This window comes from Streptomyces sp. YIM 98790, assembly GCF_011421595.1.
Classification (GTDB): domain Bacteria; phylum Actinomycetota; class Actinomycetes; order Streptomycetales; family Streptomycetaceae; genus Streptomyces.
In genome coordinates, this window is sequence record NZ_WTLH01000050.1 from 1 (window position 1) to 13,244 (window position 13,244).

The following is a 13,244-nucleotide window of genomic DNA, read 5'->3' on the forward strand; positions in this document are numbered from 1 at the left end:
TGTCGAGTTCCCTGGCGACGTGCGCGATCGGCCGGCTCGACTTGAGAGCCAGATGGACTGCTTCTTCTCGGAACTCCGGTGAATATCTACTGGGTGGTGCCACGTGCTTACTTTCTCGTCGTGCTCGGGGGGACATCCTATTGGGTCCCTGTCCGGAGACTTCGAGGCACCTCAGGTACCCAGCAGCGCGCGGACGTGCGCGGAGACCGGGGCCGCTGTGATCATGGCCGGGCCGGTGACCGGCCGGGCGAGCCCCGCCCACCCACCCGCCGTCGCGCCACCGGCTTTCGTGACGTACTTCGCCACATACGCGGCCACCTGGTCATCGGTGGGTCCCTGGTCTTCCCGGCCGCCGATGGGTTGCACGTCGAGTTGCTGGCCCCAGCGCAGCACCCGTTCCCCGGTGGCCGCTGTGTACGGCACGCCCAGCGCCACCGCTCGCGCTGCGCTGCGTACGCACTTGCCCAGCAGCTTCGCGCTGGCCCCGGCCGGGGCCGTTGTGCCCGGACCTCCCGCGCCGTCGAGGCGGATCACCGCATGGACGTGGACCGCGCCGCGCCGCTGGTATTCCGCCACCTTGGCGTAGCTGACCCGTGCAGCCTTGCGCAGCGCCGACCGGGACAGGCCCAGGGCCGCCGCCAGGTGCGCCCACAGGTTGTCAGTGAACGCCTTCCACATCCGCCCGGCGTGCGCGTGCCACAGCACATGCCCGGCGTAGTCGTAGCACTCGAAGCAGACCGGCTGACCGATCACCGGATCGTCCCACCCGTGGTGCCCGGCGCAGGCCGCGGGGCGTCCGTGCGGGCATCTTCCCAGGTCACCCCCAGGCCGGCCGCCGGGGCCACCCCGGCCCGCGCGGTGCACAGCGCCGAAGCCCGGGGCGGTCAGCGTCACGAACAGCCGGGGCACCGCGCGCACGGTTTCCGGCACCCCTTTGCCGCCCAGCAGCCCGGCCCGCACCAGCGCCCAGGTATCCCCCGCGTGCAGCCGCGCACACGGCCCGCACACCGCCGCCCGCCGGTTCCCGCAGCGGGTCAGCAGCCGCTCACCCGGTTCCCCGGCCGTGTCGAAGTGGTCCAGCACCTCACCGGTGCAGGCGTCGGCGATGGTGCGCCAGCCGTTCAGCGCGACCGGCCACGCACACCCCCCGGTGGCCTTGATCTGTTCCAGCCATCGCCCGAACCCCGGGCCGCCAGCAAGGGCGATGACATCTGCTACTTCTTCTGGAACGCGAAGGCGCGCCGCAGGTTCAGGGACCCCGGCGCGCCCGATCACATGCGTGTCGTTGATCGGGCGGTTCCCTTCCGGACAGGGCCGCCGCCCATCCAGCGGCGGCCCGTTCGTGCGTCTCGGTCACCTCGCGCGTGGTCATGGGTCCTCAACTCCTCTCTGTTCCGGCCGACAGGCCGGGGTCGTCCGCTGTGCCGTGGCTGGTGGCCGACGGCCTTCGCATCGCCGGGCAACACCCCCAGCCCGGACCACACCTCACGGTTGCCGAGCCCGCCGACGCTACGGCCGGCGGCGTGCCCACCCGGCGGCTTGTTTCAGTGGACGGCGCCGGTTCCCTTGCAGGTGCGGCACTTGCGCCGCCGACCCGTCCATGTCCGGCGGCTGCCCTCACCCCCGCAGGCCGGGCACCGCACCCGCGACATGCTCACCGCGCACCCCCGCTCAGGTGGAGAAGGACAGGAACGGGATCTGCTTGAGCACCGCGAACAGTGCCCAGCCCACGGGCGTGATCGCCATGTAGTAGCCCATCAGCGCGATGATCACGGCCTGCCAGATCGTCACGTCCTGCCCGCGCACCAGCATGCACGTGATCAGGAACAGGATTCCGAGGACCAGCAGCTCGCTCATGCCGCCTCACCCCCTCCCCGCCCGTCATCCAGATGCAGGAAGGGCAGCCACGGCACCAGCGCCGCCGACTGGTGCGCCACACCCCGCGCGTCTTCCGCCGTCGTCAGCCACGAGCGCGCCCGCACCCACCCCCCGGTCTCCGTCGCGGTGACCGCCACCCCCGCCTCGGCCGGACTGATCGCCTGCGCCACCGCCACCGCATCCGGATTGAGGTCCCCCAGCGTCATCACCGCTGTCTGCGGATCGGCCACCCGGTGGCAGATCCGGCCCCCGAGCTGCGCCCGCAGCGCCGTCACCCCCGGACCCAGGTCCGAGCCGACCCGCTGACCGGCCACCACCAGGTACACCCCCAGCGCCCGGCCGAGCTGCGCAATCCGCAGCATCGCCGTGGCACAGGCCGCCGCCTCCTCCTTCTCCGACTTGGCCCCGGTGGTCAGGTACAGCTCCGCCACCTCATCCACCAGCACCACCAGCGGCACCGGCCGGACACTGTCGGGCAGTTCCCACAGCGAGCGCGCCCCATGCTGACGGCACACGCCCATACGGTCGCCCATCTCCGTCACGATCGTCTCCAGCAGCGCCACCGCCTGAGACCGGTTGGTCGCCAGCGCCGACAGGCGAGGGGCGAACAGCGACAGTTCCATGCCGCCCTTGCAGTCGATGCCCAGCAGGGCAACCGGCTGCCGCGCCAGCTCCGTCACCAGCCGTGTCATCAGCGTGGACTTGCCCGACTGCGTGGCACCCACGATCAGCCAGTGCGGGATGAGCTTGAAGTCGATCACCCACCGTTTCCCGGTCTCCATCCGGCCGACTTCCGCCCGCAGCAGCACCCCCGGCCCCTCGGCCGGGGGCTCACCCTTCCCCAGCGGATCACCCCCCGTCGCGGTGATCTCCAGCCAGCCCCGCGCCGGAGAGGTCACCCGCACACTGTGCGCCCGCCACGCATGGCCGAACGCTTCCCCCGCCTGGAGAAACGGCCCCGGCGTCTGCCCCGGCCGCAGCCGTACCCGCAGCCGGATGCCATCCCGCGTCGGCATCGGCCACCCGATACGCGGAGCCGACACCCGCAACGACTCGCCCCGCACCACGAACCCACCGCCGATGCTGCGCATGTTCGGCCGGTACGACACGCTCAGGTCGTTGATCTGGCACACCCGCTTCCAGGTGAACACCACGCGCAACGCCATCAGCAGGTAGCCGGTCAGATACCACCGGACATCCGGACGGACCCTGAACCGGTCCCTGCCCCACAGCACCCACAGCAAGAAGCACAGCCCCGCCAGGGTGATCACCACATTGAGCACATCCATTTCCCGGTCACCGGCCCTTGCCGCCGCCACCCGGCGCGGTGATCGCATCCGCCCGGAACGACAGCCCGCGCCGCCCGTTCATCTCCCACTGCTGCGCCACCAGCCCGGCCACCTCAACCGGCTGACCGGCCACCAGGCCCACCGGCTCACCCGGCACCGACACCGAGATCACCGACGCCCGCTGACCATCCGCCTGCGTCACCATCAGCCCGACCGTCCACACCTGACGGCCCTCAGCGTCCGTGCGCGGCTTCCCGGTCTCCCGGTCCACCTTCACCGCCGGAGCCACCGCACACAGCACCAGCCCCAGCTGTCCCACATCCACAGGAATCGCCTGCATCGCCACTGGCCTCCCAGCCAACTTGTACGAACAAGGGATAGGTATGTGCCCGAGGCAAAGCAGGCCGAAACGGCAATCGCACAGGAAACGCTTGCGAAGGCGCGCAGGATAGGATGCACGTGCACGGGCATCCTGTATGCAGTCCATACACCGGACACCTGACAGGAGGAGCACCATGGCCGACCTCAACCGCGCATCACTCGCCGCACAACTCGCCGCCCGCCTGCGCGCCGCCATCCACGAAGGCACCTACGCCGCCGGAGCCGAACTCCCCAGCGAACACCAACTCACCGCCCAGTACCGTGTCTCACGCTCCACCGTCCGCGCAGCCCTCGCCGCCCTCCGTGCCGAAGGACTCATCGAAGCCCGCCAAGGCAGCCGCACACGCGTACGCGACGCCACCGGCCACACCCGACTGAACCGCACCGTCACCCGCACCGCCGAAGGCGCCTACACCACCGCCCCACCCGGCACCCCGCTGGAGAACCCGGCCGTCACCCGTACCCACGCCGACCCCGCCACCGCCGCCGCCCTAGACGTGGAGGAAGGCCACCCGCTGTTCAGCGTCGATCGCCTCTACACCACCGAGAGCGGGCACCGTATCGCCCACCGGCTACTCATCCCGTTCGCCACCGCATCCGGCACCGAACTCGCCGACCACCCCGACACCGACCCCGAACACCTCTACGCCATCCTGGCCCAGCGCGGACCACTCACCTTCACCGAGACCGCCCAAGCCCGCATGCCCGCACCCGACGAAGCCGCAGCCCTCCAACTCCCCCCAGGCATCCCGGTTCTGCACCTCACCCGCATCACCCACCACCGCACCCGCGCACTCATCCGCGAAGACACCACCGCCCCCGGCACCCAGGCCGAAGCCACCTACCGCCTCACCCCAGCCCGCCGCCCCGCCGACCGCCACTGACGCCGAGGTGTCGAAGACTTTCCTTACTTCCTCAAGGCCGCGCCACAGGCGCGGCGCGCGGCGGGCGCCCCGGCCGGGCATGCGGCCTCCGGCCGGTCCCGTCCGGCCGCCCCTGCGCCGCACCCACCCGCAGCCATCGAGAAGAGGAACCTTGACGTTCACCCAGGGGTGGCCGGGGGACGGCCTCCGCGCCGCCGGGCACCGTTCAGCCCGGACCAGCAGCTCGCGGCCTCTTCCGCCCGGCGACGCTACGGCCGGCAGCGGCACCCCGGCCCACCGCCCGCAGCAGCCAGCAGTTCACCCGTGGCTGTCCGCCGCCGCAGCAAGCGCCCACGCCCTCAGCACCTCAGCCGCCGAGACCGGACAAGCCAGGACCACCACCCCCGAGCCGTCTGCGTCCACATCCCCCCGCGCGCTCACACCCTCAACCCCCGCCCGCTCCAAGGCCGCCACCAGCGCGGCCCCGGCCGCATCCGCGTCTTCCCAACCCCGTACGTACGGCACCCCCCGCACCCAGGCCGCGCCGTCCCACTCCTCCGCGTCCCCCGGACACCCGGGGTCCTTCGGAAAACCCATCGCGCCGTTCCTTCCGCAGACCGACCATTTTGCGCCGTCGCACGCCGTAGCGGAAGAGTCACGACGAGAAACGTAAGCTCAAATGCGGGCGGACATGGCGCGGCCCGGCCCCCGTGAGCCACCAACGGAAACCGGGCCGCGAACGGCGGTTCCTCACCCGCCGCCCCTGCGGGGCAGGAACCGAGTCCGCCCCGCAGGAGACCTCACCGGCCGCTACCCGGCCCCCTCCACCTCCGACGCCCGGTCATGCCGCTCGACGCCCCCACGCTCGCGGTAGGGATTGCCCGGCGCCGGAGACACCAGCCACGGCTGAGCAATGTGCAGCGTGAACCGGCGGTGCGAGGGGTTAAGCCCCGTGTGCTTCAAGGCCCACACCTCCACCGGCAACGACTCCTCCGGGCTGTCCAGCGACCGCGCCCCGCACTCCAGACACTCAGCCGAGAACACCGCCCGGGCCACCCCCGGCTCATCCTCAAGCGTCAGCGTCCAGTCAGCCGACCTGATCACCGCCCGGCTCACCCAAGCACCCCCCACCGCGAACGCCGGTTCGCCACCGCGACCCGCGCGCTCAGCGATTCGGCATCGCCCACCACACGCACGTCCTCACGGTCCGCCTGCCACTCCCGGCCGCCCCCCAACGGACGCAAGTGCACCCAGATACGGCCGACCTCCATCACCTCGCCCACACGGTCACGGGAGGTGTCCCGGGCCACCACACCCACGCGCAGGTCCGGCGTTTGCTGACCGCTCACCGCCGCCCCCCTCCCCGGACACGCGACGCCAGCCGCACCAGCACACCCAGCGACACCCGGTCACCGACCCGCTGACACGAGCGGACATCCGCCGTCCAGTTCCGGCCCCGGCCCTTCACCGGCCGCAGCTCCACAGCGCCGCCCCGGACCTCAACCACCTGACCCAGCCGCCGCGCATCCTTGTCCCGGACCACCACGCCCGGCCGCATCCACCCGGGAGCCATTAACGCCACCCCCGCACAGCCACCAGCACCCGACGCCGAGCCCACCCCAGCCCCGGCACCCCACGCACATACGGACGCACCAACGCCCGCCCCCCAAACGCGGGCAGCACACGCGGCAGAAGCAGCGTGTCGGCATCCACCCGAGCCCCGCACCACGCGCGACGTGGCGGGCTCCCCTTCCATCCGATCATCCGAACGCTATCGTTCAAGTGTCAGCGCTCCCTAGTCAGCGTTGGCCACGCCCCCGGACGCCTCCACGTCGCGGGGGTACTTGCTGGCCTTAGCCTGCCCGCTCAAAACGGCCCCGGCATTGCCTAGTTGGCAATGCCAGAGCCGTAGAACTGCTTGACTGAGCGCGACGAGGGTGTTACACGCCGCTCCATGCGGCGTACTCCCGCAGGCGGCTGGAAGGCGTTGGACGTGCCCGCAGCAGGGTGCCCACGGTCTCATGCACGCTCGGGTGATACCGGGTCAGTTGCGGCGCCACGCACTTGGCCCTGTACAGAGACTCAAGCGCTGAGTCATGCTGAGCCGTCCACAGTTCGGACTTGGCCCGCTCAATCCAGAAACCCGCTGCCCGAGTGGGCGGGTAGTCCTTCGGCAACGTCACCTGCGAAGCGTGATCCAGCGCCCCGGCGTGATCGTCCTGGTTCGACGCAACCGCCATGGCGTTGAGGGAAACGTTCAGCGGTCCGAAGGCCATGGCGTAATCGTTCGTCTCTCCGGTCTGTTCCGCGAGTTCGCCAGCCTCACCCAACCAGTCATGCGCACTAGTATCACTCTGCATCGCAGCCATGATCGCTGCACGCAGTTGCAAGGTACCCCGCACAGCTCTTGTTGCGCGGTCTCCGTCGTCGTCCAGGTCGCGCAGCGCAAGGCGCATGAGCGCCACACCTCGATCTGGCCTGGAGCTTTCGGCATGGGTGATATGCGCTCGCTCATACCGCTCAATGGCGACTTGGCGCGGGTCACCGGAGTGCGGTGCGACCTCTCGCATGCGGGACAAGGCGAGCCGGGCCAGGTCCAAGAACCCGAACCGATAGCTGATGATCGCCGCCGTACGGGCCATCTCCGCCTGCAACGCGTAGGCACGTTCCCGATCCCGACCGGGGCTGTCGTGCACCTGCGCCAGTAGCGCTGCCTCAACAATGAGGCCCGGCAGTTCTTCAGCGATCTCCGCAAAGGCCGTGCGCACTCGGAGACTGACGATGCGCTTCCTGTCAGCCTCCAGCTCCTCCAGCGAACGAGGCGGCGGTTCGCCGTCAGATGGCAGGTCCCAACTGTCCAGCGCCGTACTCACAGGGGTGAGCAGGGCATCAAGCTGTTCCCGCTGGAGCTGCTGAACGTACGGCTGACCGCGCAGGACCGACACAGGGACGCCAAGCGCCCGAGCGACAGAGGCGACGATGCCCGGCGTTGCGTATCGCTTGCCGCGCTCGATCCGGGACAACTGTGGGGCGGAGACATGGGCACGCCGACCGAGGTCGGCCAGGGAGAGCCCCCGAATAGCCCGAATCTCCTGAATACGCGTCCCGATGATTCTTGTGGAAACGTCGTCGTCAGGCATACTTACTCCCGTTCTGATCGTGACAGTCAGAACGGTACCCCCGGGTCAAGCCCGGGGGTACATCTTTCGCTAGCTTCCACCCAGGAGGGCATTCGTGCTGGTCGGGGCGGACGGCCTCCGAGGCTTTAGGCAGCCACCATGGGGCGAGCCTCGAAGATCGGGCACCCCATCGGGCTAAATACCGGGCAGGCTGCAAGCCCGCCCGATTCGCGCAGCCAGCGTACGGGCGCCCGATCTCTCGCCCCATGGCAGCTCCCGCCCAAAGCCTCTCCAGCCGCCCGCGCTGCCCGGCCGCCGGACCGCCGCCCACCAGGCGTAAGCCCCTGAACCGTTACGCAAATACTGCACGAAAAAGTATTGACAGCTGCGAAGGCGACGTCCCAGAGTGATGCCTCCCCGTTGGCGTATTTGATGAGGGTGTCGGCGAGGACGACGAGGGCGGCGGCCAGGACCACCCAGGCCAGCGGCCCGCCGATGATCATCACGACCACGCCGAGGACGGCGACGACGATCTTGGCGATCTGGACGATGGTGTCCCAGTTGTCCACCACCCAGTCGACGGCCTTCTGCCACCATTTCTTGTTCTGCATGCCAGCGTCGGAGGCCTCTTCGAGATCGCGCTTGCACTGCTCGGCGGCCTCTTCGCGGGCTTCCCTGGCCTGCGGGGCGAGGGCGATGGCGGCGTTCAGCTTCTCCTGGGCGTCTTCGACCGCCCTGCGGGCGTGGCCCGCGTCGAGCTGGGCATCCGAGAGCGCCCGGCGGACCTCCGCCGACACCTCTTCCTCGTCCGGCGGCTCGGCCTCCTCCTCGGCGTCCTCCAGCGTGGAGGTGGCCCGCTCCAGCCAGGACTGCGCGGTGGCCAGCTCCGCCCGCGCGTCCTCCGCGTCCGTCAGTGCCTGGTCGGCGTCCCGCTGGGCGTCCTCCAGCTTCGGCGCGTAGGTCAGCAGCGCCTGCCCCGCCAGGTCATAGGAGGTGTGCAGCTTCTCCAGATTCGGCGGGACCTTCTCGAACTTGTCCTGGTAGGCGTCGGCGGACTCGCCGACGAAGGTCGCCAGAGTGCCGTCCTCACCCAGGGCGCGGACCTTCTGCAGCGCGTCGTAGACGTCATCGGCGAAGGTGGTGAACTTGTTGCCCANGATTCGGCGGGACCTTCTCGAACTTGTCCTGGTAGGCGTCGGCGGACTCGCCGACGAAGGTCGCCAGAGTGCCGTCCTCACCCAGGGCGCGGACCTTCTGCAGCGCGTCGTAGACGTCATCGGCGAAGGTGGTGAACTTGTTGCCCAACTGCTCGATACGCGACGGGTCCCCTGGGGTGGGATCCTCGTCCATATCCACCGGCGACCAATCGGAAGCCCGCCCCACTACGCCCCCCTGACCGTGTGACAGCTCACCGTAGCTCGCTCATCAAAGTAATGATCCGAGGAACACATAGGCAACGGTGTAGGCCACAAATGGCTGCGAACGCCGCTCTGTTGACCCGGATGAGGCGGGCAGGGGGTGGGCAGGCAGGCCAACGGCTCCTGGCTCACCTGCCGGCCGCGGTGAGCGGATCCACGCTGCTGGGCAGATCCGGCGGCTGGTTCTTCCCCCGGATCCCGCCGGTCGAGGTGGTGGGTGTGGACGAGTTCGCCTTCCGCCGGGGCCGACGCTTCGGCGCGGGCCCAGGAGGGGCTGCGGCCGACCACCTTCGCCCGCTACCGCGATCACGTCCACCAGGATCTCGTTCCGGCGTTCGGCGATCTGCGGCTGCTCGACCTGCGCTCCCGGCACATCACCGCGTGGAATCAGCAGCAGTTGGCATCCGGACGTGGGCGGACGGCCGTGCACCGGGCCGGGGCGACGCTTTCCAGCGCACTGTCCTCGGCGGTGCGGCAGCGTCTGATCCCGGACAGCCCGGCTCGTCATACCGTGCTGGGGCGTCCGGCGGTTCCGGAGCGGCTGTACTGGAGCCCGGCGCAGACGGCGGCGTTTCTGCGGCACAACCGCACCGCGTACGCGGATGTGTGGGCGGACGCCTTCGAGGTCCTGCTGGGCACCGGAATGCACCGCGGGGAGGTGCTGGGCCTGCACTGGCCCGAGGTCCACCTTCAGGAGAAGGTTCTGCTGGTGCGCTGGAACCTGACCGCCGTGGACAACAACCGCCTCCTCCTCGGTACCCCAAGACCCGCGCGAGCAGGAACTGGGTCAGCCTCTCGCTGCGGGTGGTGCAGGCGCTGGGCCGCCGGGCCGAAGCGGCCCGCGAGGCGCTGGGGCCGCAGGCGCCGCTGGGGGGCTGGTGTTCTGCCGTTCCGACGGGTCACCGCTGCGACCCCAGCAGGTGCTGGTGACCTTGCGCCGGCGGGCTGCGGAGATCGGTCTGCCGCGGATCGGGGTGCACGACCTGCGGCACACGGCGGCCACGATCATGATCAGTTCCGGGGTCCCGCTGGCGGTGGTCTCCAAGACATTGCGGCACTCGACCCTGGCCACGACGGTCAACCTCTACGGCTACCTGCTGCCCCATGCCGCCCGGGACGCGGTACGGGCCCTGGGCCACGCGCTCGGGCTGCCGACCGGGACCTTGGGGCGGCGGCAGGAGCTCGGGGCGCCTGAGCCGGTCCGCGGCGCCGGGCGGTGAGAAGTGCCCCGCTGACCTGCACGGTGGCATCACCCGGGCATCACCGTCACCCGAACGTGAAACAGCGGATCTGCCGAATACAGCAGACCCGCTGGTCANGCACGGTGGCATCACCCGGGCATCACCGTCACCCGAACGTGAAACAGCGGATCTGCCGAATACAGCAGACCCGCTGGTCACAGTGTCGGGACGGCGGGATTTGAACCCACGACCCCTTGACCCCCAGCGCCCTAAAAATAGGGCAGGTGGAACAAAGGGACGGGGAGTTCCGTGTGGTATTGCCGGAGTTGTGCGGTGCTGTGCATGGCGTGTGGTCCCCGATTGGTCCCCGGTGTCACCTCCGCTCGCGCGGAGGTGTCCCGCTATGGCGGAGCCCAGTCGGGGAGGTCAGGGGTGGTCCCCGCGCGAGTGGGGGTGTTCCGGACGACCTCGGCCGCCAGGTGGAGATTCCTCAGCATGGAGGCGATGGTGTCCTTGTCGCCGGTCACCGCCAGGGGGAAGGCGCCGGCCAGCATGGCGTCGAGCCGCTCCACGTCCACCCGGCGCACCTCGGCGAGATCCTCCTCGGGGATGGACTGCCGGACCCGGGCGATGATGTCGCTGACGCGCTGCTGCGCGAGGCCGTGCTCGGCCGCGATGGACTCCTGGGTGCGCCCGGCGAGGTATGCCTGCCAAATCGCGCCGTTGCGCGCGGTCAGCCGCTCGTTCTCCGCCTGTGGCATGCCCAACACCCCGTTTTATCGAATAAGCGCTCGAGTAATCAGCTTACATGGTGTCGATCCAGTTGCGGCCAGGGTGAATTGCCCTCCCTGCACCTCGAACGAGGGCTACCGTGTCGGCCGGTCGAAGGGGGTGAAAGACGGTGGAGATATGCGGCCGGTGTGATGGTCGCGGTGGGGGGGATTGGTGAGCGTCTCCGTGCTGGAAATGTACGAGGAGTTCCTGTCCTGAGGAAGCTGTTGCCGAAGAAATCCAGGCCGGGCAGTTCGACAGCGGTTGGGAGTCCCTGTCCGTCTCTGATCAGATCACTGTTCAGGGCCTTGATGATGCGGGTCAGGACTGGTATTACGCACTCAATGGCTTCCAATATCGCGTACAGGGAGTAATGGGCGAGAACTCGGAGGAAGGCCTGCAAGGAGTAGTCGCCATTGACTTCTGCAAGCGCTATAATTTTGGTAATCCGAGCGGCGGGAGTTCACGGGATGCGTTTGGTGGAGGGCCCACAATGGTAGAGCAGAACGATGCCTCCAGACTTCATGAGACCGGAATGGTCCGAGATTTCGATGTCGTGGGCCGAGTCAAACTGCTTTGGAATTACTGACGGTGGCCAGTAGGGTTAAGCTCGGAATTCTGAGCGGCGTGGGGTTGGCGGGTGCAGTCCTCACTCTTATGTTTATCCGAGGCTGGTGGGAGGCGGATACCCCCGAAGTGTTCCCATATCAGTACGAGGAATCGGAGACTACGGTTTCGCTAGGGCAGGCACTGGAAGAGCACGGCATTACACTTCCGAAGTCTGCGGACAAAATTCACTATGTGGCCAATGATAAATACCATGGTTTTCCGCTGTATGTAACTTTCGCTGTTCCATGTGAACAGGCAGGCAGGTGGCTGAGTCGGGAAAATTTTGGTCGGCAGGAGGAATCGCTGTTCCTCCCGCGATATACCGCGGAAGGGCGCGGCTGGGATGTGAGTAAGAAGCCCCGCTACTTCCTGCGTACATCTGGTGCTGCGCAGATGGAGGCTCTGCTGGTCGGACAGAATGACTCATGCCGAGTCCATCTGACGGGGTAAGAGCTCCTAGCCTCGGGCTTTCACGAGGTGGGCTGTCCGACAGGCGGTCAGGTAAGCGAAAAGTGCCTCTGACCAGCGAGAATGAGGATTGCTGAGGTCCTTGTTCCCGCTCCCGTCGGAGGCACTTTCCAGGTGAAGCAGCCTACCGGGTCCTACCCCCATGTCCGTGTCCAGGATGACGGCCGAGCCGCGGTCTCCCAGGCCGGTTCGGTCCTGCTGGTCGAAATGGTCCGCAAGACCGNTCAGCCTTTTCCATCCTCAGTTTGAGCAGGTCAGGTGAAGGGTGAGGATGGCTTGGACGAGGCTGGTGATCCGGGTGGTTGAGCACCGCAGTTTGCGGAGGAGTCGCCAGGACTTGAGGGTGGCGGCGGCCTGCTCGACGAGGGCTCGAATCTTCGCGTGGGACCGGTTCACCGCCTGCTGGCCTGCGGAGAGGGTTTCCCAGCGTCCCCAGTACGGAATGCGGACCGTGCCGCCGGCACCTCGGTATCCCTTGTCGGCCCAGCACGGGATGCCTGCCTCGGTGAGGGCCCCGACGATGCCGTGTTCGCGGGCCGCGCGGATGTCATGGACTGCGCCGGGCAGGGCTGGTGAGGCCCACAGCAGTCGGCCGAAGGGGTCGGCGATGACCTGCACGTTCNCCCTTGTCGGCCCAGCACGGGATGCCTGCCTCGGTGAGGGCCCCGACGATGCCGTGTTCGCGGGCCGCGCGGATGTCATGGACTGCGCCGGGCAGGGCTGGTGAGGCCCACAGCAGTCGGCCGAAGGGGTCGGCGATGACCTGCACGTTCATCCCGTGTCTTTTGTGTTTGCCGGAGTAGAACGGCCGGTCCGCGGCGATGCGGTCGATCGGCAGGAGCGTGCCGTCCAGCAGCACGAACGCCTTCGCTGAGGCCGTCCGTGCCGCCTCGGCGAGGCTCGGAGCGAGAGCGGCCAGGACCTCCACAGCCTCGGCGATGTACCGGTATGCGGTCGTGGTCCCGATGCCGAACCCGGCCGCGAGCTGGGCATACGGATGGCCGTTGCGCAGGTGGGCGAGGGCGAGCAGTGCCTGCCGACCCGTGCTCAGGCGCCGCCAGCGGGTACCGATCTCCTCACGGCGTCGGCGGAGCTCGGTGGACAGCAAGCGCAGGGCAGAGCTGGACACGTCCAGCCCGGACGGGTAGACAAGCACACGAAGCCTCTGGTGGGGCGAGGGAATCTTGGTCGTGAACCCGTCTACCAGGGGCTTCACCACGTTGTCAGCTCAACCGCCCAGCATCAGAGGCAGGTTGGAAAGGACTCA

10 protein-coding genes and 2 pseudogenes are annotated in these 13,244 nt (G+C 68.6%); 2 read left to right on the forward strand and 10 right to left on the reverse strand.

Annotated features, from left to right (window positions below; genetic code table 11):
* The 5 genes from GQS09_RS30945 to GQS09_RS30340 all read right to left on the reverse strand — a co-directional run.
* Positions 1-136: transposase (locus tag GQS09_RS30945; protein ID WP_207957702.1), on the reverse strand; the 136-nt coding region annotated here is incomplete at its 3' end.
* Positions 137-171: 35 nt separating this feature from the next.
* Positions 172-1,275, reverse strand: coding sequence for a replication initiator (locus GQS09_RS11320; protein WP_165985900.1), 1,104 nt, complete (start codon positions 1,273-1,275; stop codon positions 172-174).
* Between the two features lie 396 nt (positions 1,276-1,671).
* A complete protein-coding gene (locus tag GQS09_RS11325) occupies positions 1,672-1,857 on the reverse strand; it encodes a hypothetical protein (protein ID WP_165985901.1) in 186 nt (61 codons plus the stop codon).
* Positions 1,854-3,167, reverse strand: a complete 1,314-nt coding sequence (locus GQS09_RS11330; protein ID WP_165985902.1) for an FtsK/SpoIIIE domain-containing protein — start codon at positions 3,165-3,167, stop codon at positions 1,854-1,856. The genes GQS09_RS11325 and GQS09_RS11330 overlap by 4 nt, the downstream gene beginning before the upstream one ends.
* A 7-nt stretch (positions 3,168-3,174) precedes the next feature.
* The gene (locus tag GQS09_RS30340; protein WP_399552480.1) at positions 3,175-3,513 is read right to left on the reverse strand and encodes a hypothetical protein; all 339 of its coding nucleotides are present in this window, start codon (positions 3,511-3,513) and stop codon (positions 3,175-3,177) included.
* Positions 3,514-3,682: 169 nt separating this feature from the next.
* Between GQS09_RS30340 and GQS09_RS11340 the strand changes: the two genes are divergently transcribed.
* Positions 3,683-4,432 carry a GntR family transcriptional regulator gene (locus tag GQS09_RS11340; RefSeq protein WP_207957700.1) on the forward strand — a complete coding sequence of 250 codons (750 nt, stop codon included), beginning with the start codon at positions 3,683-3,685 and terminating at the stop codon, positions 4,430-4,432.
* Positions 4,433-5,523: 1,091 nt separating this feature from the next.
* Here the strand turns inward: GQS09_RS11340 and GQS09_RS11345 are convergent.
* Entirely contained in the window at positions 5,524-5,760 is a 237-nt protein-coding gene (locus tag GQS09_RS11345; protein WP_313896090.1) for a hypothetical protein, read from the reverse strand.
* A 591-nt stretch (positions 5,761-6,351) separates the two neighbouring features.
* Positions 6,352-7,551 carry a helix-turn-helix domain-containing protein gene (locus tag GQS09_RS11350; RefSeq protein WP_165985904.1) on the reverse strand — a complete coding sequence of 400 codons (1,200 nt, stop codon included), beginning with the start codon at positions 7,549-7,551 and terminating at the stop codon, positions 6,352-6,354.
* Between the two features lie 2,275 nt (positions 7,552-9,826).
* On the opposite strand from GQS09_RS11350, the gene GQS09_RS11365 reads away from it, so the two are divergent.
* Positions 9,827-10,168, forward strand: a complete 342-nt coding sequence (locus tag GQS09_RS11365; protein WP_165985906.1) for a tyrosine-type recombinase/integrase — start codon at positions 9,827-9,829, stop codon at positions 10,166-10,168.
* A gap of 362 nt (positions 10,169-10,530) precedes the next feature.
* Here the strand turns inward: GQS09_RS11365 and GQS09_RS11370 are convergent, their stop codons facing one another.
* The 3 genes and pseudogenes from GQS09_RS11370 to GQS09_RS11380 form a co-directional block, all read right to left on the reverse strand.
* Positions 10,531-10,890: a hypothetical protein gene (locus GQS09_RS11370; RefSeq protein ID WP_165985907.1), complete on the reverse strand. Its 360-nt coding sequence runs from the start codon at positions 10,888-10,890 to the stop codon at positions 10,531-10,533.
* A 1,327-nt stretch (positions 10,891-12,217) separates the two neighbouring features.
* Positions 12,218-12,598: pseudogene (locus GQS09_RS11375) on the reverse strand (transposase family protein); the annotation flags it as partial.
* 30 nt (positions 12,599-12,628) lie between these two features.
* Positions 12,629-13,133 (reverse strand): annotated as a pseudogene (locus tag GQS09_RS11380) (transposase family protein); the annotation flags it as partial.
* Positions 13,134-13,244: the final 111 nt, after the last annotated feature.